Raw genomic sequence first — 25,027 nt, 5'->3', positions numbered from 1 at the left:
AAATTTAAATTAAGATGAACGGAGAATGCATGTGACAGTTAAAGTGAGTAATTTAACAGGGGGATATGGTAATCAACCTGTTATTCATAATATAGATTTTGAATTAGCACCTGGTCAGATTATCGGACTTATCGGATTAAATGGTGCCGGAAAAAGTACGACGATTAAGAATATGTTAGGGTTGCTACGTCCGTTAGAAGGTGATATTGAAATCAATGGCTATAAACTCTCAAACGATCCATTTAAATATCGCTCAGAACTATCGTATATTCCAGAGTCACCTGTGTTATATGATGAATTAACATTAGAAGAACATATCGATATGACGGCGATGGCATATAATATTGATGCAGAGGTAGCTATGGAACGCGCGATGCCGATATTAAAGATATTTCGTTTGGAAGATAAGCTGAAACAATTTCCTGTTCATTTCTCGAAAGGGATGAAACAGAAAGTAATGATTATTTGTGCATTTATCCCGGAACCAGCGCTTCATATTATTGATGAACCATTTTTAGGACTAGATCCTTTAGGGATACAATCGATGCTTGATCTTATGGTGAAAGCGAGAGAAGCCGGACGCACTGTATTGATGAGTACCCATATTTTAACGACGGCAGAACGTTATTGCGACTCATTTTTACTGATGCATCATGGTAAACTAATCGGTAAAGGTACGCTTAATGATTTGAGGTTGCAGTTTAATATGCCGAATGCCACACTGGACGAAATTTATATTTTTGCAACAGGTGATGCGCATGAATAAGGCGGTTCAACTTTTTAATCAAAGGCGAGCGAAGAATCATAAAGAAGTAGCTTATTATAGTAAGTTTATCTTTAATGGTCATTTTGTCGTATTCTTATCAATTGCTTTTGGTGCATTGATGTTACAGTATTCACAAATGGTAAAACACTTATCACCGCACATCAATTATCATCTTATTATTGCAGTAACACTCGCTATGCTAACCATTACGAATATTAGAACTTTCGTCAGACCGGCAGATCAGATTTTTTTACTGAATTTTGAACAGCATATGAATGCCTATTTTAAATCAGCAATGATAAGAAGTGCATTGATTCGAATTGTTATTTTTGCAATTGTTGCAGCTTTATTTATTCCGCTATATTTTAATGTAGTAGATCCATCGGTGAGAGGGTTTATTTGTGCTATTATATTAGGACTCTTAATGATTATCATTGGTATACGGATCCGTTTTTTAATGATGAAGTTAGATATAGCGCAACATTTGAGCAGTCTACTGATATTTTTAATGTCATTATCTGGAATCTATACTTCACTTGAAGGCTTACCGATGACAATCTTTCCGATTATCATTTTTGGGTTTGGTCTGATTTATCTGCTTATTAAAAATACACAATACCGTACAGTAAACTGGCATGCAATGATAGATTACGAAGAACGATTGACACATCAACAAAATAAAACGATTAATATGTTTACAGATGTAAAAGGTATGAAAGATACTGTTAAACGACGTCGTGTACTAGATGTTTTATTAACTAAGAATAAAACTAAGTACAATCAGCAACATATGTTTGAGTTTTTATTTGTTAGAAATTTTCTGCGCAGTAGTGATGCATTATGGATTATCATTCGACTCATCTTAATTGCAGCTGTTGTGATGTGGATTGTGAATCAGGAAATTATTGCAATGATTATCGGCGCATTTTTAGTGTATGCGATTGTCTTACAAACATCACAATTTTATAAACAACAGGCATTTCAGTTGTGGCCACAAGTTTGGCCAGTTCCGGAAAGTTTGGTATTAATAGGTTTCAAACAGTTCATGCGTAAACTCGTATGTCTTACAACAATGATTATCGCGGTAATCTATATTATATTTTATCCTGCGCACTTCTATTATGTGGCTGTATTTTTCCTGCTTATGCTCTGGACGATGCGTAATGTAACAGAGAAAATTGAAAAACGTATGAAATTATTAAAGGATTGAGACATCTGTCTCAATCCTTTCTTTAATCTTCTGCTTCTGTTAATCCTTCGGGTTTCTCTACATATAAATATTTTGAATAATATATATTGGCCATAATATCTTCTGATTGATACATAGATAATGCTTCTTTACTGAAGTTTTCTCTAAAGAAGCTGCTCTTTCTGAAATCATCTATCTGACTCTTTCTATCAAACTGGAAAGTCGCAACATATGTTTCACCACGTTTAGGACGTAATAGACGGAAAGCCTGATATCCTTCGTAATCATTAAGTTTTTCTAAAGGGAAAGGTTTCGTATCAAAGACTTCCTGACGCGCTTCTTTCACAATAAAATAAAGTAATAAAGTCGGTTTCTCAAGAAGTTTACCATCATTAATAACATTAGTGAATGATTGTGGTGCACTAAACATCGATTTATCATCCGTTTCTTCATATAAATAAGCATTGTCTTCATTATAGAAAGATAATATTTGTCGTTTTGAATATTTCCTTTTTATTTTATCCAGGAAAAAGCTGGAACCATAAGTTATATAAGTATACATCGTTATCATCCTCTCTTTATTTATCTATACCCAAAATACAAGATTTATGTCAGTTTAATGACATTAGTTTTTTATGCTACTTTATAATAATTCTTATGATAAAATCAGACTATATACGAAAAAATTGGGGGAAGTTTGTTTGAATTCATTTAACGATACGATTTTAAAAGCAGCAAGAGGAGAAAAAGCATCCCATACACCGGTTTGGTTTATGCGTCAGGCAGGAAGAAGTCAGCCTGAATACAGAAAGATTAAAGAAACACATAGTTTATTTGAAATTACACATGATCCAGAACTTTGTGCATATGTAACAAAGTTACCGGTCGATCAATATAACACGGATGCAGCAATTCTTTATAAAGATATTATGTCTCCGCTTGGAGCAATTGGTGTTGACGTAGAGATTAAATCTGGTATTGGACCGGTTATCGATAATCCAATCCGTACGATTCAGGACGTTTCTCGTTTAGGTGAGATTCATCCGGAACAAGATGTACCGTACATTTTAGATACAATTAAATTATTAACGCAGGAACAGTTAAATGTACCATTGATCGGATTTACAGGCGCTCCGTTTACTTTAGCGAGTTATATGATTGAAGGTGGGCCATCTAAGAACTACAACAAAACAAAAGCGATGATGTATGAGCAACCCGAAGCATGGCATATGCTCATGGAGAAACTAGCTGATATGTGTATTACATATACGCACGCACAAATCGATGCTGGTTGTAAGATGATTCAAGTATTTGATTCATGGGTTGGGGCGTTAAATAAAGCGGACTATCATCAGTTTATTGCACCACATATGACAAGAATTTTTGCTGGGATAAAAGAAAAACAAGTACCAGTTATTACATTTGGTGTAGGTGCAAGTCACTTGATCGAAGAGTGGAATGCTTTACCTGTCGATGTATTAGGATTAGACTGGAGACTGCAAATAGAAGAAGCACGTGCAAAAGGCATTACAAAGACTTTGATGGGCAACCTGGATCCTGCAATCTTACTTGCACCATGGGAAGTAATTGAGCGTCATTTAGTTCGCATTTTAGATCAGGGATTACAATCGGATAGTTATATCTTTAATTTAGGACATGGTGTATTTCCGGAAGTTAAGCCGGACACTTTACGTCGTGTAAGTGCTTTTGTACATGATTATTCAGCGAAATATAAAGCTTAAAATTTGGGGGAAGAATGAATGACTAAAAAGGGATTACTCGTTATGGCTTATGGTACGCCATATAAAGAAGAGGATATTGAACCATACTATACACATATTAGACATGGTAGAAAACCATCTGAAGAAAGTTTACAAGATTTAAAAAATCGTTATAAAGCAATCGGTGGTATCTCACCGCTAGCAGGGACAACAGAACGCCAGGCAGAAGCTTTAGTGGAAGCATTAAATGAAGCTACAGGTGACGACTATCAATTATATATCGGTTTAAAGCATATCGCACCTTTTATTGAAGATGCAGTAGAAGCGATGCATAATGATGGTATTACTGAAGCGGTAACAATTGTCTTAGCACCACATTATTCTAACTTCTCAGTAGGAAGTTACAATAAACGTGCCGCAGAAGAAGCAAGTAAATATGGTATTCAACTTAAACATGTTGAATCATTCTATAATCAGGATAAATTTATTGAATTCTGGACAGATCAAGTGAACAGTACACTCGATACAATTCCAGAGACTGATTGGGAAAAGACAGTGTTGATCGTCAGCGCGCATAGTCTACCAGAGAAAATTAAAGCAGCGGGCGATCCTTATCCAGATCAATTAGAGGATACTGCAACAATGATCATGGACAATTCTAAAATTTTAAACGTTGAGACTGGATGGCAGTCAGAAGGTAATACACCAGATCCATGGTTAGGACCTGATGTACAGGATTTAACACGTAAATTACACGAAGAAGAACAGTATGAACATTTTATCTATACACCAGTAGGATTTGTCTGTGAACATTTAGAAGTTTTATATGATAATGATTATGAATGCAAAGTCGTGTGTGACGATTTAAATGTGAAATATTATCGCCCTGCGATGCCGAATACGGATGAACGTTTTATCGGTGCGATGGTGGATGAAATTCAAAGTGTATTAAATCAATAGAAATGAGTGTTTAACATGGCAAAGAAATGTGCAGTGATCGGCGCAGGTATTACAGGGTTATCAGCAGCGTACTATCTGCAAAAAGAAGATTCATCGATTGAGATTGATATATTAGAAGCGGGCGATGTACCAGGTGGTAAGATTAAAACTTATCAAAAAGATGGGTATACGATAGAATTAGGTCCAGAATCATATCTTGGACGTAAAAAGATTATGACAGAACTTGCTGAAGCAATCGGTTTAAAAGATGACATTGTGATAAATAATACCGGAAAATCATATATTTATGCCAAAAATAAACTTTATCCGATACCAGGTGGTTCAATATTAGGTATACCAACTGAGATGAAACCATTTTTATCAACACGTCTTATCTCACCAATTGGAAAATTACGCGCAGGTATGGATTATTTGATTCAACCAAAACCGATGGAACCGGATGTTTCAGTCGGTGCTTTTTTCAGACGACGCTTAGGAAATGAAACTTTAGAGAACTTAATAGAACCATTGTTATCAGGTATATATGGTGCTGATATTGATAAGTTAAGTTTAAAATCTACATTCCCAGACTTTAAGGCGACTGAAGAAAAGCACGGTGGTCTTATAAAAGGAATGCGTGCAAACAAGAAGAAAGCACCTAAAAGTAAAGGGCCGGTTCAGGGACAGTTTAGACAATTTAAAAATGGTCTGATGAGTTTTATAGAGGCACTAGTAAAAGACATAGAACAAAAAGGTGTCCATATTAAATATAATCATAAAGTTGATGCCATTGAAAAATTAGACAACGGCTATCATATTACTGTAAATGGGGAGAAAGTATACTACGATAAAGTTATTATTACTGTTCCACATACAGTATTTCGAGAATGGCTTAATGATGGACCATTAAATTATTTCGATTATATGGAGACGACAAGTGTTGCTACTGTTGTTATGGCCTTTGATGATAGTCAGGTGAACAACAAAGAAAATGGAACAGGTTTCGTTATTGCTAAGAACTCTGACACCGTCATCACTGCGTGTACGTGGACAGATAAAAAATGGTCTCATACAACGCCACCCGGAAAGACATTGTTACGTGCATATGTAGGTCGTCCAGGTAGCAATGTCGTTAAGGACAATGACGATGCAGCAATTGTTAAACTCGCACGCAATGACCTGGATAAAATGATGGAAATTAAAGGTGAACCTGAATTTACGATAGTGACGAAGTTATTTAATAGCATGCCACAATATGAAGTAGGTCATATTGATCGTATTCACTCAATTCAACATTATCTTAAGACACACTATCCTGGTTTAGTGATTACCGGTGCATCTTTTGAAGCGGTAGGACTGCCAGACTGCGTTGCTCAAGGGCAGCGCGCTGCATTACAAATTGCACATGAATAATCAAAATATTATCTATAATGAATCTACAGCATTATAATGAAATACAGACGCACTTTAGGAGGATGTTATGAAATTTATTCACAATAATAATATAACGGATCCTTCATTGAATTTAGCAATGGAAGAATACGTATTGAAACATTTACCGAAAGATGATTCCTATTTCTTATTCTATGTTAATGAACCTTCAATAATTATCGGAAAGAATCAAAATACATTTGCTGAAATTAATCAATCATATATTGATGAACAAAATATTCATGTCGTCCGCCGTATTTCTGGTGGTGGAGCAGTTTATCATGATTTAGGCAATTTAAATTTTAGCTTTGTAACAAAAGCTGATGAAGACAGTTTCCATAACTTTAAGAAATTTACGATGCCGATCGTAGAGGCACTTAATAAATTAGGTGTACAAGCTGAGATGACAGGACGTAATGATCTTCAGGTTGGCGAACGTAAAATCTCAGGAAATGCGATGTTTCAATCGGGAGATCGCATGTTCTCACACGGAACACTGATGTTAAACAGTGATATTGAAGAAGTCGTGAAGAGCTTAACAGTAAGTGAAAAGAAATTAATAACAAAAGGAATAAAATCTATTCGTTCACGTGTAGCAAATATTCAGGAATTTCTTGAAGAACCAATGTCAATGGAAGATTTTAAACAGACATTACTGAATTCAATATTCGATGGTGAGATTGAAGAATATCAACTTCAGGAAGAAGACTGGAAGAAGATAGAAGAAATCAGTGAACAGAAATATCGTAACTATGACTGGAATTACGGGAAAAATCCGAAATATAACTATGAAGTCAAACAGAAATTTCCTGGCGGTATGTTGGAACTTAAGATTAATGCCATTAAAGGCATGATTGATGATATTAAAATATTTGGTGATTTCTTCGGTGTAGGCGAAGTTACTGAGATTGAACAGAAACTTAAAGGATTACCACATAATCAAAGGGCTGTGAAGGCAGTTTTAGATACAGTAGATTTTGGACATTACTTCGGTAGAATAACGAAAGAAGAATTTTTAAGTTTAGTTGCAAAATAAAAAAAGATAAATTTTTAGCGCCAATCCTTAAAATTAATTTTTGAGGCATTGGCGCTTTATTTGAAAGTATTCAATTTAAATTTCCTCCAGAGCGTTCAATTCACTCGTATATTGAAGAAATGCTTCCTGGTTATGATTTAATAAAGACAAATCAATCTTTTCTTTTAATAATTTCTTTTGATGACTTTTAACAGCTTCGTCAATGATAAGCTCGATATATAAATTATTGAGATTAGATACGAAAGTTTCAAGACCATTTAATTGTGTTTGTTGATTATAGTTCATAAGTGTAACCTCCTAAAATGTATTAAAACGAGTATAGTATATAATATTCTAAATTGCAATAGTATTCAGAAAATTATATTAATTAACATTTATTCGTTTTGATTAATAATATATAACCATATTTTTAACTTTGTAAACATATCTTTTTCTATTGTAAACTATGTTAAATATTTGAAAAAGTTAACAAATGTTAAGTGGAATTGTGTATAATATTATCAATATATTGACAAAGGAGAAAGTTGATATGGAGAAATATATTGTTAATGAAAAGACGATGTATATTAAGGCGTATAGAGATGGTAGAAGTGTACTTTCGGAAATTGGTGAATACGGAAGAGAAACATTTATATTTAAAAAGAAGCCACTTCATATCATTGAAGACTCACTATTCTTTTATCATGCTTCCTATAAAGCGAGAAAAATATCTACGAAGATGATTGCGGAAATCTATACGAAACCACCGATTATCGTCCAGCCCGGTACACAAACATATTTCTTTCCGACGCACAGTGATCGAAGTAACGATATGGCCTGGATCAATGTTCACTACGTAAATAGATTTCACGCAGGGGAACATTATGATACTGTTGTGGAATTTGATGATCAGTCACAAGTATCTTTTCCGGTGACAACGTATACTTTTAATACACAGTATTTGCATGGGATTAAACTCGAATATTGTGTAAGAGCAAAGGCGTTAAAACAGGAAATGTATACGCAGGAAGCAGTGCATTTTGACAAATGCAGGGCAAATCTATTCGAAATGTTAGCAATGTATGCATTATTAGAGAAAAAGGTGTAAATGTTCCATAAAAATATTTACCGAAAGTATTGACCAATTTATTTCAATTGATATAATAGTATTTGTTGATTGAAATTATTCCACAGTAGCTCAGTGGTAGAGCTATCGGCTGTTAACCGATCGGTCGTAGGTTCGAGTCCTACCTGTGGAGCCATGGAGATGTACTCAAGTTGGCTGAAGAGGCGCCCCTGCTAAGGGTGTAGGTCGGGTAACCGGCGCGAGAGTTCGAATCTCTCCATCTCCGTTACAAAACACTTAGTGTATGCTAAGTGTTTTTTTTTATGTTTAAAATAAATTATTGAATAATCTGAATTTTTGAATTATCATAGATACATTATATTTTTGAAATTATGATTACGCATTGATGTATTAATTTTATCTAAATGACTATAAATTAATACATAACAAGTATGTGAATAGTTTAACAAACATACTTATTCCTGTGATAATATAATATTAGATCATTAAATGAGGAGGAAGAAAGTATGAAAATAGTTATGGCAGGCTCAGGTGCGATGGGTGGACGTGTTGGTCTTTATTTAACTGAAAGTGGACAAGATGTGGTGATGCTTGATAAATGGCAGGACCATGTTGATGCGCTGAACAGTAATGGTGTTGCTGTTCATTCTTATGGTGAAACAACCAACCACAAAGTTAAAGCAGTATTTATGGATGACTATAATGAACCGGCTGATTTGGTAATTTTATTAACAAAAGCTCTGACTGCTGAAGAAACGATCGATAATTTAATTAAACAGGGTGTCATCACAAAAGAAACGAAAGTGATGTCACTGATGAATGGTTTAGGTCATGGTGATATGCTGCTGAAGAAATTGTCTGTTGAGCAAGTTATACTGGCTGTAACAATGTGGTCAGCGGGTTTAAAAGGACCAGGTGAATTAATTTTAGAAGGAACTGGTAATATTGAATTTGGATATCCTGATGGACATGTGGATGCATTCATTGAAAAATTGAAAGTAATTTTAGATGAAGCGAAACTTAATGGTGTTATCAGTAATGATATTGTTACATCAATCTGGAATAAAGCTTTAGTGAACTGCTGCTTTAACACATACTGTTCAGTAACGGATAAACGTATCGGGGAATTTGGTGCGTATGAACAAGCAGATGCAATGTTAATCCCTTTAGTTAAGGAAATTATTGCAGTAGGGGCTACTAAAGGTGCTAAGCTGGATTTAGATGCAACAATGGAGAAATTCCATAAAATGTACTCGCCTGATGTCGTTGGTCTGCATTATCCATCTATGACTCAAGATATTCATAATGGACGTAAGACAGAAGTCGATTTCTTAACAGGTGCTGTAAGTCGATATGGTGATGAAGCAGGGATAGGAACACCATATTGTGATATTTTAACGCATTTAGTACATCAAATTGAAAAATAGAAGAATAGATTTTGATTTTTTTACCAGTCATGTAACAACATGTCTGGTTTTTTGATGGTTGCGTAAAAAGAAATAAATCACTAGCTTAACCGCAATAAAACATACTTTTATACAACATTCGGATGCAAACTGCCTCTAAAGATAAAATTTACACTTTTTTGATGTTGCGTTCACAAACTTAAAATGATATATTTTAAAAGTACTCTTTTTACGAGAGACAACATATTATTAACGCGGGATGGAGCAGTCTGGTAGCTCGTCGGGCTCATAACCCGAAGGTCGGTGGTTCAAATCCGCCTCCCGCAATTAAAGTGGTCCCGTGGTGTAGCGGTTAACATGCCTGCCTGTCACGCAGGAGATCGCGGGTTCGATTCCCGTCGGGACCGCCATTTTGGCTCAGTAGCTCAGTCGGTAGAGCAATGGATTGAAAATCCATGTGTCGGCGGTTCGATTCCGTCCTGAGCCATATTTTAATTTTATTATGCAAGGCGATTGTGGCGAAGTGGTTAACGCATCGGATTGTGGTTCCGACATTCGTGGGTTCGATTCCCATCAGTCGCCCCATTGTTAAGCGGGTGTAGTTAAATGGTATAACCTCAGCCTTCCAAGCTGATGTCGTCGGTTCGATTCCGATCACCCGCTCCATTATTAATCCACAGTAGCTCAGTGGTAGAGCTATCGGCTGTTAACCGATCGGTCGTAGGTTCGAGTCCTACCTGTGGAGCCATTTAGGCCCCTTGGTCAAGCGGTTAAGACACCGCCCTTTCACGGCGGTAACACGGGTTCGAATCCCGTAGGGGTCATATAATCAGAAGTGAAATATCGCTTCTGATTTTTTTAATTATTATGGATCGTTGTCCGAGTTGGCCGAAGGAGCACGCCTGGAAAGTGTGTAAACGTCACAAGCGTTTCGAGAGTTCGAATCTCTCACGATCCGCTAATAGAATAAAACTACTGATGATACTTCAATGTAACTTCAGTAGTTTTATTTAGTTATACCGGACATATTTTTACTTAATGTTATTTAATGATAAAAGTTGCTTCAACGTCTATTTTTTAATGTAGAAAGCAAGTATAATATACTTATTCAAATATTATACTTCTAAAGTTTATTGTGAAGTATAATACAAAATAGAAATCATAAGGTGATGAAATGAGAGATAAAGCATCGACACGTAAAGTGTTAGCAGAACTAAACTATCCAGTAAGATATAAACGCTTTTCAAAAATCTTTAAAAGAATAAAAAAATCAGAACGCCGTTTCTTTATTAAATTATTAAAAGTAATCTGCAAAGATATTAAAAACAAAGAACTTATTTATTTTGCGACCTATAGTCATATTAATTTGAATCAACATGGATTATTCATTTTATTAGATGACCGCATTGTTATGGTTCATAGCAAAATGAAATCAAAACGTATTTACTATGAAGTAATTAAATATGCGGATATAGTAAAGATTGATTTTGAGCCCGATACTGAAGGGGAATATGGAGAATTATTTTTCAAATATAAACGTAAAAAATTAAGTGAAAAGTCAGTTACACTGCGTATGATTAAAAGTAAAGACTTGCCTGAAATGGTGGAATTTATTAGAATTAAAATGTCTGAAACAATATAAAGGGGGACATATAAAATGGCGAATATCGATAAATTAGTAACATATGCAGAACTTAAATTAGGTCAGTTTGGTGTAGATTACCGTGAAAATCATGAAGAAGATAAAGTGCAGGAAATTGAACCACGCAGCTACGGAGTAAATGGAACTTCTATTGATGTGCTTTATGATGCACAAAGTTATGTAATCGATTTAACAAAATCTGGTGTGCGTGATGTGACTGAAGAAGATGCACATGCAGTTGTGGGAAGATTAAAAGAATTCTTCAATCAAAAATAATAAAAAAAATAATAAAAAAAATCGTGAGACTAGATAATAGTCTCACGATTTTTTAGATTGCAGTTAATGCTGCGAGATATAAGCCTAGTGCAAATAAGAATCCGAATAAGGTGTTGAATTGTCCGGTAACTTTCATTGCAGGCATCAGTTCGATTGGTGTGTTGCCTTTGAAGAAGCGATTTACTGCTTTAATCGGCAAGTTAAAGCTTAGCAATACAAGTAATAAAAATGGCGAACCATAAGGTTTATAGAACACTGTGTACAGTACTACTAAGAAACTGATTAAGTATAATAATGCCATCGTAATAATTGCGATTGTTTTACCAACTAAGATAACATAAGTCTTTCTACCGCTCGCTTTATCTTTAACACGGTCACGAATATTATTGGCCATATTAATCATGCCGATATTGATTGAAACTGGAATTGACATAATTGCAGGGTACCATTCTAGATGTCCTACCTGAATGTAGAACGTAATCATAATAATTACAAATCCCATAAAGAATCCGGCGAAGATTTCACCGAATGGCGTCCATGAGATTGGTATCGGCCCACCCGTATAGAAATAACCTACTGCCATACATACAATCCCAACAAGTAAGATCAACCATGACGATTGAGAACAAATATAAAGACCCAATATTGCGGCAATGATATAAAAAGCAATTGCTAAATTATATACTGACTTAGGACGCATACCATTTCTTACGATTGCACCACCGATTCCGACTGAAGTATGATCATCCAGTCCGCGCTTGTAATCGAAATATTCATTAAACATATTTGTTGCAGCTTGTATCAATAAGCAGGCAATAAGCATGATAATAAGTAAGTCGATACGGATATCAGTGAAATATTTTGCGCATGCTGTTCCGACAAGTACAGGTACGAAACTTGCTGTTAAGGTGTGTGGTCGCATTAAGTGATAATACTTTGCTATACCAGTGTGTTGTTGTAAATGTTCAGACATATTCATACCTCTTTTATTCTTAATGTATAAATTTTATATTTAATAATAGTCATCGTCAACAAATCTAGCATAATTTGTCCAATAATCATTGAATAATGTTAAAATAATAAGTATATTATTTTGAAGTGAAAGAAGTGTAGAATGTGCCGATTAATCAACAGTTTGAGTCTCATTTAACAACAAATAAAATTAATAAAATTGAACAATTTGATTTAGACTTCCAGCTAAATGTTGCATGGATCATGGATTATTTTCATGCATTTGCAGGAGAGCGTTATGTCTTTATCAATAAAGATAAATCCTTTAAGTTAATCGGTATTGGTCATCATTCAGTAGTTACAGCAGATACGATTCATCCCATTCTAATCGAACGACAGTTTAAGGCGATTGTTCAGGATGCAACATATATTGGTAATGGTTCGCAGTATGATTTAAAGCTTTTTGGTGGCTTTCAGTTTGATAATAATGAAAGTAAAAATTTTTCTGCTTATGAAAAGAGTCATTTCATCATTCCGAAAATACAGATTGTTGAAAGTAATGGACACGCTTCAATAATATTTGTTGATCAATCTTTAGACAAAGCGCAGTTAATCGAAGCATTAAGACATCATACCGGAGATAATGTACCATATAACAAAATAATATCTGCTGAAGATATTGATCTGGACTTATTTAAATCTAATGCACATAAAGCAATATCGATGATGCAGGAAGAAAAGCTGGAAAAAGTTGTGCTATCAAGAAAGAGAAAGATTACGATGGAACGAGATATCGATATTTTGCCACTCATCGATCAGGCGATGAAAAATCATGAAGTGAGTTATTTTGCTTTAATGGAGTCTGGAACACAAACATTTATTACAAAGACACCTGAACAGCTTGTTGCGGTGCAGGATGGCATACTTCATACAAATGCCATTGCCGGAACGATGGGCAAAAGTATTGCAAACGCGAAACAAAAGTTACTATATGATGAGAAGAATCTATATGAACATAAAATCGTTGTAGAAAGTATAAAGGAAGATCTCGCACCGTTTACAAATGAGATTACTTTAAAACAATCACCGGATATATTAGAAAATCAATTTTTCTATCATTTATATACACCGATTAATGCGAAGTTGAATCGTGGTGGATTATTAGAAGTAACTGAAAGTCTACATCCAACACCTGCACTGGGTGGTTTTCCGAAACGTGCGGCGATGCATTTCTTAGCGGAGGCAAATGAAGGGCGTGGATTATACGGTGCACCATTAGGTTATGTTGATTTAAATGATGAAGGTGAATTTATCGTTGCTATACGTTCGATGGTTATCCAGGATAACACTGCGATGCTCTATGCAGGATGTGGTATTGTTAAGTCGAGTGTTGTAGAGAGTGAAGTTTATGAAACAGAAATTAAATTTAAACCGATGTTAGAAATGTTAGGAGTAAATGAAGATGAATGACGCGTTAACTAAACAAGTGTTTCATTTCGTTAAATCATTATATGATTATGGTGTACATGAGATAGTGATTTCACCAGGATCACGCTCAACACCCGTTGCGATAGCATGTGAACTTCATCCAAAGATGAAGACGTATATTCATCCAGATGAACGCAGTGCAGCTTTTTATGCACTTGGACTGATGAAAGCAACGAACAAGCCGGTTGCAGTACTCTGTACATCTGGAACTGCAGCAAGTAACTATACCCCGGCAGTGTCTGAATGTTTTATCAGTCATATGCCGCTCGTTGTGATTACGAGTGACAGACCCCATGAACTGCGCAATGTCGGTGCACCACAGGCGATTAATCAGGTAGGGATGTTTAGCAATTTTGTACAATATGAACGTGACTTTCCGATTGCAGATGATACAGATGAATCGATTCAATTTATCGATGCTGTAATGATGCAGTCTAGTCGTTATTTCAGTGGACCGATGAAAGGCCCGGTACATTTCAATATACCTTTCAGAGAACCATTGATGCCGGACTTTGAGCTAGCAGAAATGATGACAATTACTCCAAAGGTTCAGGTTAGTTATCAGAAGACATTTGATGTCAATACAGTCAAACCAATCATTCGTCAGGAAAAGGGCATCATAATCGTCGGTGATTGTCAGCTGGAAGATTTAACACAGATGCTTGTCTTTTCTACAATACATAATATACCGATTATTGCAGACCCGCTTAGTCAGATTCGTGATTTAAAGCACCCGAATGTTGTGACAACAGGAGACAGTATCTTTAAAGTCATTAAAGATATTCAGCCGGGTTATATTATTCGCGTTGGTAACGCTGTTGTATCGAAAGCGATCAATCAATGGATTAAAACGCAGACAGCACCACAAATTTTAATCCAACCAAGAATTCAGCCTAATACATTTCCGAAAGTGCCGGACTTATTTATCGAAATTACTGCGAATGACTTCTTTAGACAAGTGGCAGAAGAGAAACCAGTCAACAATCAATCATGGATAAAATTCTGGCATACATTAAATGATTTAGTCATCAATCACATTATGCAGCACACACAGACAATATTCGACGAAGGTAGTGCGATGTATCAGATCTTTAAACAAATCAAGAAGAATGAAGTCATTTTCCTGGGCAACAGTATGCCGATTAGAGATTGTGATACATTCTTTACAAACTTTGAAGGTAAACCGTATTGTAATCGTGGAGCAAATGGTATTGACGGTGTAGTGAGTACGGCGCTTGGGATGTCTCGACATAAAAAGGTGACGTTGATAATTGGTGATATCTCATTCTTCCATGATATGAACGGACTTGTTATGCAGAAGATGTTATCAGAATATCACCATTCTCATATGATTAATATTGTAGTGATGAATAATAATGGTGGCGGTATCTTCAGTTATTTACCACAGTATGAAGATAAGAAGCATTTTGAACGTTTATTTGGCACACCGCTTAACCTCGATTTTGAACATACTGCAAAGTTGTATGACTTTAAATATAAGAAATTTAATGTATTTGATGAAATCACATTACCGAAAGAAAGCGGCCATATTATTGAAATCACATCTGATCGAGAAGAGAATTTGAAAGCACACAGCGCATTAATTACGACATTAAAGGCGAAACTCAATGCTGAAATATAAATATTTTAATAGTAATAATGAAAGTCTTATCGTGATGATTCATGGTTTCCTGGGTAGCAGTGAAACCTTTCTACCAGCAAAAGAAAGACTGTTGTATCATACGGATGTGTTATTAGTGGAATGTCCAGGACATGGAGCAGCTTTTAATACTAATGAAACGTGGTCATTTGATTCAATCGCAGCATCGCTTGCACAAACATTAACGCGTTATCGAAATCAATATACCGAAATCATTCTGTATGGTTATTCGATGGGTGGTCGCATAGCGCTATATACTGCACTGCATTATTCGGAACTGATCGATAAGCTCGTTATTGAAAGTGCGACGCCTGGAATTGAAGATGAGCAATTAAGAAGAGAACGTATTCAGCAAGATGAAGAACGTAGTAGATGGATAGAATTGGATTACTCAGCTTTTATAGCGCACTGGGAAAAGCTCTCTTTATTTAAAACGTATCATCCGTTAACTGATGGACAGCAAACAAGACAGCGTGATATAAGAATGCATCACGAACCAATTGGTATTGCTAAAGCTTTAAGAGAATATGGAACAGGCAGACAACCGAATCTCTGGCCGCTTTTACAAGATTTTAATAAACCAGTCCTATTGCTTACTGGAAGTTTAGATAAGAAGTTTGAATCAATCGCTAAACGTATGGTAAAAGAACTGCCCGATGCACGACATATGATAATTGAAGCTGGCCATACAATTCATGTGGAGAATTTAAAAATATTTGATACAATAATAGTATCGTTTATCAAGGAGGAAAATCATGACTAGAGTTTGGGAAACATTAAAAGAGTATAAAGAAATAAAATATGAATTTTTTGAAGGTATCGCGAAAATTACGATCAACCGTCCGGAAGTTCGTAATGCGTTTACACCGAATACAGTAATGGAAATGATCGATGCATTCTCTCGTGCACGTGATGATCAAAGAGTAGGTGCAATCATCTTAACAGGTGAAGGTGACTTAGCATTCTGTTCAGGTGGAGACCAAAAAGTACGTGGCCATGGTGGTTACGTAGGTGATGACAATATTCCACGTTTAAACGTATTAGATTTACAACGTTTAATCCGTGTTATTCCTAAACCAGTTGTAGCGATGGTTCGTGGCTATGCAATCGGTGGTGGACACGTATTACACATCGTATGTGACTTAACAATCGCTGCTGACAATGCACGTTTCGGTCAAACTGGACCAAAAGTAGGTTCATTTGATGCTGGATACGGTTCAGGTTACTTAGCAAGAATCGTTGGACATAAAAAAGCACGTGAAATATGGTACTTATGCCGTCAATATGATGCGCAGGAAGCATTAGATATGGGCTTAGTTAATACAGTAGTACCTTTAGACAAAATCGAGGATGAAACTGTACAATGGTGTAAAGAGATGTTACAACATTCTCCAACAGCATTGCGTTTCTTAAAAGCTGCGATGAACGCTGATACTGATGGACTAGCTGGTTTACAACAATTCGCTGGTGACGCTACATTGCTTTACTACACAAGTGATGAAGCGAAAGAAGGTCGTGACGCATTTAAAGAAAAACGTCAGCCGAACTTCGATCAGTTCCCTAAATTCCCATAAGAAATGATATAAATAAAAATCAGAACAACCGATTGTATTGTACAAATACATCCGGTTGTTCTTTTTTGAGAAAGAATAATATATCAGTACATTTAATATTTCTGCTATGATAATAGTAATACATATATAGGACGTGAACATATGCAGTGGTTAAAAGATGCAGCTGAAAAGTATCCTGAAAAGTTAGCAATAATCTATTCAAATCAATCGGTAACGTATCTAGATTTATTTCATAAAGCGTGTCAGGTAGCTTACAAGCTTTCTGAATTAAAATATAAAAGAATTGCACTACAAGCAGAAAATACATTAGATGATTGTTACATGATCCATGGTTCAATACTCGCCGGTATTGAACTCGTAATGATCAATAAACACTTAACTGAAAAAGAAATTCAAATACAAATGGATTCAGTAAATACTGAATTGTTAATAACAAATACTACATTTAAATCGATTCAAACGAAAACTAAATCTTTCATATTAAATAACTTAAATGAACAACCACTTTATCCTGTTGATAATCAACCAAATGATATACTTTCTATCATGTTTACTTCTGGCACGACTGGTGTTCAAAAAGCAGTACCACAACGCTTTATCAATCATTTAGCAAGTGCTGGGAATTGTAAAGCAACGTTTACGTATGACCATAATTCAATTTGGCTGGATGTTCTGCCATTGTTTCATATAAGTGGTTTGAGTATATTATTACGTGCAGTGATTGATGGCTGCACTGTCGTATTGCATGAAAAGTTTGATGCAAAGCAGATTATCGATGACATTAAAGAAAAAGAGATCACGCATCTCTCGCTTGTCCCTCAAACTTTAGAACGTCTCTTAAGCCAAGGACTTAACCAGCAATATGCCCTTCAAGCCATACTGATTGGTGGCGCTAAATTAGATGATCGTTTACTTATTCAGGCACGAAGTGCAGCTCTACCTATTTATACATCGTTTGGTATGACTGAAACATGTTCACAGATGATTACAGCAACACCTCAAGATATCGAGAAGTATCCGAAAAGTGTCGGCCAGATAAATCAAAATATCCAATTATTTAATGTAGTGAATCAGGTCGGCGAAATTGGCATACGTGGGGATAATGTGATGCACGGCTATCTCTATCCTGAAAGTGCAAATCAAGAAGCATTCATAGATGGATTTTTCTTAACAGGAGATATCGGGTATATCGAGGATGATTACCTGTATATATTAGACCGTCGTAAAGATTTAATTATTTCAGGTGGAGAAAACATATATCCTTCAGAAATTGAACAGATCATATTAAGTCATACACCGGTGCATGCAGCTTGTGTCATTGGTATTGAAGATAGCAAGTGGGGCAGTGTCCCGGTTTGTTTATATGAAGCAGATGGTAATATGGAGGCAACTATTCAAGATACATTAAATAATAATATCGCAAAATATAAGCATCCTAAACAATTTATTCGGGTTAATAATTTAAAACGAACATCGAATGGAAAAATATCACGTCATCAATGTAAGGAATGGTTTGTTCATGAATATCTCAAAGCTTAATATTTATTCATATGCTGCACCATTTAAAGCGCCGATTAAGACAAATCTTATTACTTTAAATGAGCGTGAGGTGCTTATAGCAGGTGTCGTAATTGATGGTGTGGAATATTATGCGGAAGCAAATAGTTTTGAAACACCGTGGTATCATTTTGAAACGATAGAAACGGTTTATCAATCACTCATAAGTCAGTTTGAAATATTAAAAAATAGACCATTATCTTCAATAGAAACACTCAATGCTTTACTTGATCCTGAAAAACCGAATGCATCCAGTTGTTTTGATATCATTGCGTATCAATATTTTAATCAATTACAGCCAGTGACAGTGTTGATCGGTCAAACGCTACATCATGATGCACGTGCTATTCAACCAAATGCAGCACGAGTGAAATTAAAGATGCATAACAATATTTTAGCGCAGGTACAATCCATTCGTAAGACGAGTGATATTCAAATCGTCATCGATGCAAACGGGTTAATGGATGCAAATCATTTTGACTTGATCTGTAAACTTTCTGAGTATGATATTCTTTATTTTGAAGAGCCGTTCAGTTCTATTGAAGATTATCGTTCAATACATCGCTTGAATCCAAAGATTAATCTTGCCATCGATGAAAGTGCGACTGATGCGCATACGATACAACAGTTTTATAATATAGGTGTTAATACTGCTGTTATTAAATATAGTAGATTAGGTGGCGTGACTAGTGCACTTAAGATAAAAGAAAACTTACCAGAAATGAAGCTCGTATCCGGAGGCATGTATGAATTCGGACTAAGTAAATATTTTACGGCGCTGCTCGGTGAAACATTTCAGACTGTACCGGACATTACGCCGAAAGGTACTTATTTTGCGCATGACTTTACTGAATATGATGAAATAATTAATGACAATCGACTTAACATTTCTGTGCCGGAAGTCCAGAAATCTCACTTAACATTATTAGCTTCCTATAACTAAAAGATAAAATAATATTTCTCTATACAAAATTAAGAGGAAACTTTATTTTATTATCAAAAAAATATATATTAAAGATTTATTTACCTTAATTTTTTAAAATATAATTTCAAAAATACGATTGCAAAATATGTATATATTTGTTCTAATAAGTATGTAAAGGAGCAAATATTATGAAGCAATATTATGAAGAAATCACATTTATAAGAGCTATAGCTTGTCTGCTGGTAGTTCTAACGCATGTTACGTTAATGTATCCTATCGAAGAGATGAATTTAGGATTAAAGCTAAGTTTAGTGATTAATCAGTTTGCACGTGTCGGCACACCTATTTTTTGTATAATCAGTGCATTTTTATTATTTAATGGATTTAAAGATAAAACATTGAACTATAGAAAATTTTTAATATCTCGAATAAAGAAAATTGTTATTCCTTATTTCATATGGTCTGTCTTTTATCTTGTGATAATGGATGTTACAGGTAAAAGTAATTTTGACAGCAGCAAAATATTGAAATATATTTTTTTAGGTGATAGCTATGTTCATCTGTATTTCATTGCAATTGTATTACAGTTTTATCTTTTTTATGTACTTTCACATCAAATATTTAACAAGAATAATATTGCGCAATGGACGTTATTATTAATCATATTAATGATTATCTGGTACTTAGTAAGAGATAGTATTTATGCAATAAATCATCGTGCACTATTAATTAACTGGATAGGTTTCTTTATGATGGGAGGATATCTGGCATATCATTTCGAACAGATAAAACAATGGATTATGTATCTCAAAGATTATTTGATTTACTATGTGATTATCGGTTTATTAGTGTCATTATTAGAAATGGATATTCCGAAACTATTTACTTCTGATAGGATGATGAATCTGATTATGGTACCACTAGCGATTGCATTTATCATCGTATTGTACTGGAAATCAAATCACATCACTATTTATTTATTAAGTTATATGGGCAATCGAGCCATGGGTATTTATCTTGTTCATATGCTTGTTATTGGTGTATTAGGTGAAGTTATTCCGAAGTCGTTTTGGAATCCCTACATGCTGTTATTCAACTATATTCTTGTAATAGCTGTTACATTAATTACAGTAGACGTATTAAGTTTGTTACCTAAAAGTAATTATTTATTTCCAATTGCAAAGTCGCCAGGACAAAAAGAGATGTTATGGCGTAAAATTATACATAGAGTACATTAAAAAAGGAAATTCCATTTCGGAATTTCCTTTTTTAATGATGATGATGTTCTTTTTCTGGGACTGGGTCATAGCCACCGGGATGAAATGGGTGACATTTAAGGATTCTTACTATCGTTAAATAGCTACCTTTAAGTGCACCGTGTGTTTCAATTGCTTCTAATCCATATTGGGAACATGTCGGTGTGAAGCGGCATGTGGGTGGCGTCATCGGTGAGATATAGTTTCTGTAAAACTTAATACCGGCTAATAATAGTTGTTTCATAATAATCTCCTAATCTATTTCTTCTGCTTTATACATAGCAACATTTGTCTTATTAAAGGCCTTATAATGCGTTTCCTGTGTCATTAATATCGTAACAGGTTTATTTTTAATTTTAGCATTGACTTTGATATCGAATGACAATGTTTTGGGTAGCTTCTTCACGGGTGATAATTCAACATCAAATGAACCACTTTGAATTTTAATATCTGTGAGATCATTAAATGTAGACACTTGATTCATGCTTGAGAAATCGACGCCATAATCAAATAGATGCTTTAAATTCTGAGAGTTACCTTGATATTGAATCGTGCTATCCGTCGTTTTTATATTATCAACTTCTTTTTTGACGACATTTTGAACAATATCTGTTAAATTAACCATATTTGATTGAATACTTGAAAAATACTGGATATCAGCATTGCGTGCGCGATAATTTAAATATTGAGGTTCAGGAAAAGCTTCGATATTACCATCATCCATATTGAATATAACAGACTTTACAGGATATTTCGTGTTATTCGAATCAGCTTTAATAAGTAGCGCGCTTTTATTAATCGTATCAAATTGAGATGCGGTAGCCTGTGTAAACTTTGTCGTGAACTTATCATATGAAATCGTTATCTTATTAGTAGCATCGAGTGAAATGCTATCTGTTGCTTTAATATTCTTCTGCATTCGAGCGATAATCTGGTCTTTCGTTAATGGTTTCTTTTTTTCCTGTGGTGCTGCACAACCGGTAATAATTAATGTTAAAATAATAAAAAGTACAGTTAATTTTTTCATAGTGACCTCTGGATAGATAATTTTGTGATGAATGGAGCAGATTAATGATTTTTACAGATCATGTTGGCAATAAAGTAATCCTCGAAATAAAAGATAAGACCGATATTCCAAAAAGTAAACATGTACTAATAATAACAAATTTTAAGGGTAATATGCTACTTACGAATAATAAAATTCGGGGTATTGAATTTCCAGGTGGTAAGGTTGAGTATGGTGAAACACCTATTGAGGCAATGCATCGTGAATTATATGAAGAAACTGGTGGCGTAATGCGTAATTATGAGTTTATAGGCACCTATACCGTATATGATCAGACACCATTCAGTAAAGATGTCTTCTACGTAGAAGTAGCACATATTGACAAGCTTGAAGATTATATGGAAACGGATGGTCCGGTAATTGCAAAGGCTCTGGAAGATATTCAGACAGAAGATAAAAGTTTCCTGCTAAAAGATGATTGCATTCTGTACATATTAGATACACTAAAGGAGCGTTTTGATGTTCATTACGAGTAAAGTAATTCCAGCTTCTTATCAAGGTATAAGTTTTCAGGAGATAACTTATCAGTCTGATGCATTTGAAGTTAAAGGATTATTATATGAGCCGAAACTTGTAGCGCGTATCGTTATATATCTTCGCGGTGGAAAAGGGCAGGTAGGGACGCTTAGACCAGCTGGACTGATGCGTTTTGCCTATCCGAATACACTTGTTGCAGCACCTTATTACCGTGGAACGCATCATAATGGTCAGGATGAGTTTGGTGGAAGTGACCGTGAGGATGTATATGCACTTGTGCGTATATTAAGAAAAAAGTATCCAGATGTACCATTACATTTTATAGGTTTTTCACGCGGGGGTATTCAAGGACTCGTTACTTATCAGAATAGTGACGTGACATCCTTTATTACATGGGGTGGTGTATCGAGTATTTATTACATGTATGATGAGCGATTAGACTTGCGCAGCATGTTAAAGCGCATCGTCGGTCCTATTACAGATAAAGCCGCCTATGATAAGCGCGAAGGTATTGATCTGATAAAAGCAGACAGTCCTCCAATTATGATAATTCACGGAACAGAAGATAGGCAGGTTAATATTGCGCATGGTAGGATGCTTGAAGAAAGACTGAAATTACTAGGTGTAAAGCATAAAGCGATATACTTAGAAGGTGAAGCACACGTCCTTCGACCTGATAATGAACGCATGATACTTAAAGAAATATATAGATGGATGCTAGCAGTAGAATAAAATGAAGATGTGACTTAAATTTTAGTCCTTTTATCTTTAACAGCTTAAACGGCGGAACAGAAGTTGCCCCTACGACAAAAACCGAACAAAAACTATAAATCAAAGAGCGATTTATTAGTTTTGTTCGGTTTTTGCTTGTGGCAGAACACTTCAGTTCCAGCCTCTATTATTATCCTCTAAATATAAAGCCGCCTTTTTCTTCGATTTCAGCTGACTTTTCACCGAATTTCTTAAAGTTTTCCTGGAAGCGTAATGCTAAATCTTTAGCTTTTTCATCGTAAGCATCTTGAGATACCCAAGCGTTACGAGGCATTAAGATTTCTTTTGGAACACCAGCTACTGAATTTGGTACATATAGTCCGAAGATAGGATCTTGAGTGAATTCAGAGTTTTTAATTTCGCCACTGATCGCACGACGGATCATAGAACGTGTATGTGTTAAGCTCATACGGCTACCTACACCATATTCTCCACCAGTCCATCCAGTGTTTACTAAGTATACATCTGAACCATGCTTGTCAATTAATGCACCTAACATATTCGCATATACTGTTGCGTGTAATGGTAAGAAAGGAGAACCGAAACATGTTGAGAATACTGGTTGTGGGCTAGTTACCCCGCGCTCAGTACCCGCTAATTTAGATGTAAATCCACTTAAGAAGTGGTACATTGCTTGTTCTTTCGTTAATTTAGAGATTGGAGGTAATACACCGAATGCATCTGCAGTTAAGAAGATAATTGTTTTAGCATGACCAGCAATTGAAGGTAATACGATGTTATCGATATTTTCAATTGGGTATGCTGCACGTGTATTTTCAGTTAATGATTTGTCTTCATAGTCTGGGAAACCTTTTTCATCAACTTTAACGTTTTCTAAAATCGCACCGTAACGGATCGCATCATAGATTTGTGGTTCTTTCTCACGAGAAAGGTCGATTGTCTTCGCGTAACATCCACCTTCGATATTGAATACACCATTATCGTTCCAGCCATGTTCATCATCACCGATTAATTTGCGGTGAGGGTCGGCTGATAATGTTGTTTTACCAGTTCCTGATAAACCGAAGAATAACGCAACGTCTTTATTTTCACCAACGTTTGCTGAACAGTGCATGCTCATTACACCTTGTGTTGGTAATAAGTAGTTCATTACACCGAAGATACCTTTTTTCATTTCTCCGGCATATTCAGTACCACCGATTAAGATAATTTTATGTTTGAAACTTGTAATGATAAATGTTTCAGAATTTGTACCATCGATTTTTGGATCTGCTTTAAAGTGTGGCGCAGAAATGATAGTGAAGTCTGGATCGATTAAGATACCTTCATTGAATGTTTCAGGTCGGATAAACATTGTACGTGCAAATAAGTTATGCCATGCTAACTCATTGATTACGCGTAAATTTAATTGAGTAGCAGGGTCTGCACCTGCATAACCATTGAATTCATAAACTTTATCTTTTGTTCCTAAATAGTCTAAAACGCGGTCTAATAATTTTAAGAAGATGTCTTCAGAGATAGGTTGGTTGATTGTACCCCAGTCGATTTGGTCTTTCGTTTCTTCTTCTTCAACGATAAATTTATCTTTTGGTGAACGACCTGTATATTTACCTGTTTCAGTTCTAACAGCACCTGACTCTGTTAATACACCTTCACGATTTGCTAAAATTTCGTTGATTAACTGTGTTCTTGATAATTGATTTAATACGCTATCACTCTTTAATAAGTTATCTAATTTACCAAAGATTTGTTCGCTCATTAAAAGGTCCCCCAAGTTTATATTTTCTGCTGATGTAAGCAGTTTCATGAAATAGTATAACATAAGGTCTTAAGTGTTACATTAAATATAAATAAAATTTTATAGATAAA

25 protein-coding genes and 10 tRNA genes are annotated in these 25,027 nt (G+C 35.2%); 29 read left to right on the top strand and 6 right to left on the bottom strand.

Going from position 1 to position 25,027, the window contains the following annotated elements:
- Nucleotides 1-31 precede the first annotated feature (31 nt).
- Nucleotides 32-766: an ABC transporter ATP-binding protein gene (locus HT586_RS09575; protein WP_269152336.1), complete on the top strand. Its 735-nt coding sequence runs from the start codon at nucleotides 32-34 to the stop codon at nucleotides 764-766.
- The gene (locus HT586_RS09570; RefSeq protein ID WP_203545688.1) at nucleotides 759-1,976 is read left to right on the top strand and encodes an ABC transporter permease; all 1,218 of its coding nucleotides are present in this window, start codon (nucleotides 759-761) and stop codon (nucleotides 1,974-1,976) included. The genes HT586_RS09575 and HT586_RS09570 overlap by 8 nt, the downstream gene beginning before the upstream one ends.
- A 22-nt stretch (nucleotides 1,977-1,998) precedes the next feature.
- Here the strand turns inward: HT586_RS09570 and HT586_RS09565 are convergent, their stop codons facing one another.
- Nucleotides 1,999-2,517 carry a hypothetical protein gene (locus tag HT586_RS09565; RefSeq protein ID WP_096076005.1) on the bottom strand — a complete coding sequence of 173 codons (519 nt, stop codon included), beginning with the start codon at nucleotides 2,515-2,517 and terminating at the stop codon, nucleotides 1,999-2,001.
- Between the two features lie 139 nt (nucleotides 2,518-2,656).
- Here HT586_RS09565 and hemE point away from each other — a divergent pair, with 139 nt between their 5' ends.
- The 4 genes from hemE (at nucleotide 2,657) to lplA (ending at nucleotide 7,082) form a co-directional block, all read left to right on the top strand.
- The gene (gene hemE / locus HT586_RS09560; protein WP_096076006.1) at nucleotides 2,657-3,697 is read left to right on the top strand and encodes a uroporphyrinogen decarboxylase; all 1,041 of its coding nucleotides are present in this window, start codon (nucleotides 2,657-2,659) and stop codon (nucleotides 3,695-3,697) included.
- 18 nt (nucleotides 3,698-3,715) lie between these two features.
- Nucleotides 3,716-4,636: a ferrochelatase gene (gene hemH, locus HT586_RS09555; RefSeq protein WP_096076007.1), complete on the top strand. Its 921-nt coding sequence runs from the start codon at nucleotides 3,716-3,718 to the stop codon at nucleotides 4,634-4,636.
- A 15-nt stretch (nucleotides 4,637-4,651) separates the two neighbouring features.
- Entirely contained in the window at nucleotides 4,652-6,028 is a 1,377-nt protein-coding gene (gene hemY, locus HT586_RS09550; RefSeq protein WP_203545687.1) for a protoporphyrinogen oxidase, read from the top strand.
- 67 nt (nucleotides 6,029-6,095) lie between these two features.
- A complete protein-coding gene (gene lplA / locus HT586_RS09545) occupies nucleotides 6,096-7,082 on the top strand; it encodes a lipoate--protein ligase (protein WP_096076009.1) in 987 nt (328 codons plus the stop codon).
- A gap of 75 nt (nucleotides 7,083-7,157) precedes the next feature.
- Here lplA and HT586_RS09540 read toward each other — a convergent pair whose 3' ends face one another.
- Complete coding sequence (locus HT586_RS09540) at nucleotides 7,158-7,367, bottom strand: IDEAL domain-containing protein (protein ID WP_096076010.1); 210 nt, start codon at nucleotides 7,365-7,367, stop codon at nucleotides 7,158-7,160.
- 244 nt (nucleotides 7,368-7,611) lie between these two features.
- On the opposite strand from HT586_RS09540, the gene HT586_RS09535 reads away from it, so the two are divergent.
- The 14 genes from HT586_RS09535 to HT586_RS09470 all read left to right on the top strand — a co-directional run bounded on the left by HT586_RS09535 (nucleotide 7,612) and on the right by HT586_RS09470 (nucleotide 11,472).
- The gene (locus HT586_RS09535; protein WP_157742155.1) at nucleotides 7,612-8,169 is read left to right on the top strand and encodes a competence protein ComK; all 558 of its coding nucleotides are present in this window, start codon (nucleotides 7,612-7,614) and stop codon (nucleotides 8,167-8,169) included.
- Nucleotides 8,170-8,248: 79 nt separating this feature from the next.
- A tRNA-Asn gene (locus HT586_RS09530) sits at nucleotides 8,249-8,323 on the top strand.
- 1 nt (nucleotide 8,324) lies between these two features.
- Nucleotides 8,325-8,413, top strand: a tRNA-Ser gene (locus HT586_RS09525).
- 241 nt (nucleotides 8,414-8,654) lie between these two features.
- Nucleotides 8,655-9,575 carry a ketopantoate reductase family protein gene (locus HT586_RS09520; protein ID WP_203545686.1) on the top strand — a complete coding sequence of 307 codons (921 nt, stop codon included), beginning with the start codon at nucleotides 8,655-8,657 and terminating at the stop codon, nucleotides 9,573-9,575.
- 232 nt (nucleotides 9,576-9,807) lie between these two features.
- Nucleotides 9,808-9,881, top strand: a tRNA-Met gene (locus tag HT586_RS09515).
- Between the two features lie 7 nt (nucleotides 9,882-9,888).
- Nucleotides 9,889-9,964 (top strand) — tRNA-Asp (locus tag HT586_RS09510).
- 4 nt (nucleotides 9,965-9,968) lie between these two features.
- Nucleotides 9,969-10,041, top strand: a tRNA-Phe gene (locus HT586_RS09505).
- 22 nt (nucleotides 10,042-10,063) lie between these two features.
- A tRNA-His gene (locus HT586_RS09500) sits at nucleotides 10,064-10,139 on the top strand.
- A gap of 7 nt (nucleotides 10,140-10,146) precedes the next feature.
- Nucleotides 10,147-10,220: transfer RNA gene (locus tag HT586_RS09495), tRNA-Gly, on the top strand.
- 7 nt (nucleotides 10,221-10,227) lie between these two features.
- A tRNA-Asn gene (locus HT586_RS09490) sits at nucleotides 10,228-10,302 on the top strand.
- Nucleotides 10,303-10,306: 4 nt separating this feature from the next.
- Nucleotides 10,307-10,378, top strand: a tRNA-Glu gene (locus HT586_RS09485).
- 45 nt (nucleotides 10,379-10,423) lie between these two features.
- Nucleotides 10,424-10,512: transfer RNA gene (locus HT586_RS09480), tRNA-Ser, on the top strand.
- 216 nt (nucleotides 10,513-10,728) lie between these two features.
- Complete coding sequence (locus tag HT586_RS09475) at nucleotides 10,729-11,196, top strand: PH domain-containing protein (RefSeq protein ID WP_203545685.1); 468 nt, start codon at nucleotides 10,729-10,731, stop codon at nucleotides 11,194-11,196.
- A 15-nt stretch (nucleotides 11,197-11,211) separates the two neighbouring features.
- The gene (locus tag HT586_RS09470) at nucleotides 11,212-11,472 is read left to right on the top strand and encodes a hypothetical protein (RefSeq protein WP_203545684.1); all 261 of its coding nucleotides are present in this window, start codon (nucleotides 11,212-11,214) and stop codon (nucleotides 11,470-11,472) included.
- A 52-nt stretch (nucleotides 11,473-11,524) separates the two neighbouring features.
- Here HT586_RS09470 and HT586_RS09465 read toward each other — a convergent pair whose 3' ends face one another.
- Nucleotides 11,525-12,445: a 1,4-dihydroxy-2-naphthoate polyprenyltransferase gene (locus tag HT586_RS09465; protein WP_111744544.1), complete on the bottom strand. Its 921-nt coding sequence runs from the start codon at nucleotides 12,443-12,445 to the stop codon at nucleotides 11,525-11,527.
- Nucleotides 12,446-12,588: 143 nt separating this feature from the next.
- On the opposite strand from HT586_RS09465, the gene HT586_RS09460 reads away from it, so the two are divergent.
- The 7 genes from HT586_RS09460 (at nucleotide 12,589) to HT586_RS09430 (ending at nucleotide 20,865) form a co-directional block, all read left to right on the top strand.
- A complete protein-coding gene (locus HT586_RS09460; protein WP_203545683.1) occupies nucleotides 12,589-13,893 on the top strand; it encodes an isochorismate synthase in 1,305 nt (434 codons plus the stop codon).
- Nucleotides 13,880-15,553, top strand: coding sequence for a 2-succinyl-5-enolpyruvyl-6-hydroxy-3-cyclohexene-1-carboxylic-acid synthase (menD, locus tag HT586_RS09455; protein ID WP_203545682.1), 1,674 nt, complete (start codon nucleotides 13,880-13,882; stop codon nucleotides 15,551-15,553). Before HT586_RS09460 ends, menD begins: the two co-directional genes overlap by 14 nt.
- Nucleotides 15,540-16,334 (top strand): 2-succinyl-6-hydroxy-2,4-cyclohexadiene-1-carboxylate synthase, encoded by a 795-nt coding sequence (menH, locus tag HT586_RS09450; RefSeq protein WP_203545681.1) that lies wholly within the window; start codon nucleotides 15,540-15,542, stop codon nucleotides 16,332-16,334. The genes menD and menH overlap by 14 nt, the downstream gene beginning before the upstream one ends.
- Complete coding sequence (menB, locus tag HT586_RS09445; protein WP_199798134.1) at nucleotides 16,324-17,145, top strand: 1,4-dihydroxy-2-naphthoyl-CoA synthase; 822 nt, start codon at nucleotides 16,324-16,326, stop codon at nucleotides 17,143-17,145. Before menH ends, menB begins: the two co-directional genes overlap by 11 nt.
- Nucleotides 17,146-17,286: 141 nt before the next feature.
- Complete coding sequence (gene menE, locus HT586_RS09440; RefSeq protein WP_203545680.1) at nucleotides 17,287-18,684, top strand: o-succinylbenzoate--CoA ligase; 1,398 nt, start codon at nucleotides 17,287-17,289, stop codon at nucleotides 18,682-18,684.
- On the top strand, nucleotides 18,665-19,645 hold the full coding sequence (locus tag HT586_RS09435) for an enolase C-terminal domain-like protein (protein ID WP_203545679.1): 981 nt from the start codon (nucleotides 18,665-18,667) through the stop codon (nucleotides 19,643-19,645). Before menE ends, HT586_RS09435 begins: the two co-directional genes overlap by 20 nt.
- Nucleotides 19,646-19,815: 170 nt before the next feature.
- Nucleotides 19,816-20,865: an acyltransferase gene (locus HT586_RS09430; protein WP_203545678.1), complete on the top strand. Its 1,050-nt coding sequence runs from the start codon at nucleotides 19,816-19,818 to the stop codon at nucleotides 20,863-20,865.
- 31 nt (nucleotides 20,866-20,896) lie between these two features.
- Here HT586_RS09430 and yidD read toward each other — a convergent pair whose 3' ends face one another.
- Together yidD and HT586_RS09420 are read right to left on the bottom strand one after the other, a co-directional pair.
- A complete protein-coding gene (gene yidD / locus HT586_RS09425; protein ID WP_188018685.1) occupies nucleotides 20,897-21,127 on the bottom strand; it encodes a membrane protein insertion efficiency factor YidD in 231 nt (76 codons plus the stop codon).
- 9 nt (nucleotides 21,128-21,136) lie between these two features.
- Nucleotides 21,137-21,910, bottom strand: coding sequence for a hypothetical protein (locus HT586_RS09420; protein ID WP_203545677.1), 774 nt, complete (start codon nucleotides 21,908-21,910; stop codon nucleotides 21,137-21,139).
- 44 nt (nucleotides 21,911-21,954) lie between these two features.
- Here HT586_RS09420 and ytkD point away from each other — a divergent pair, with 44 nt between their 5' ends.
- On the top strand, nucleotides 21,955-22,425 hold the full coding sequence (gene ytkD, locus HT586_RS09415; protein WP_133354580.1) for an RNA deprotection pyrophosphohydrolase: 471 nt from the start codon (nucleotides 21,955-21,957) through the stop codon (nucleotides 22,423-22,425).
- Nucleotides 22,409-23,158 carry an alpha/beta hydrolase family protein gene (locus tag HT586_RS09410; RefSeq protein ID WP_133354578.1) on the top strand — a complete coding sequence of 250 codons (750 nt, stop codon included), beginning with the start codon at nucleotides 22,409-22,411 and terminating at the stop codon, nucleotides 23,156-23,158. Before ytkD ends, HT586_RS09410 begins: the two co-directional genes overlap by 17 nt.
- Before the next feature lie 169 nt (nucleotides 23,159-23,327).
- On the opposite strand, the gene pckA is transcribed toward HT586_RS09410, so the two are convergent.
- Nucleotides 23,328-24,917, bottom strand: a complete 1,590-nt coding sequence (pckA, locus tag HT586_RS09405; protein ID WP_203545676.1) for a phosphoenolpyruvate carboxykinase (ATP) — start codon at nucleotides 24,915-24,917, stop codon at nucleotides 23,328-23,330.
- Nucleotides 24,918-25,027: the final 110 nt, after the last annotated feature.

Origin of the sequence: Macrococcoides bohemicum (genome assembly GCF_016865215.1) — a bacterium.
GTDB classification, from domain to species: Bacteria; Bacillota; Bacilli; order Staphylococcales; family Staphylococcaceae; genus Macrococcoides; species Macrococcoides bohemicum.
The sequence above is the reverse complement of the archived record's forward strand: the minus strand, read 5'-3'. Positions and strand labels throughout refer to the sequence as shown.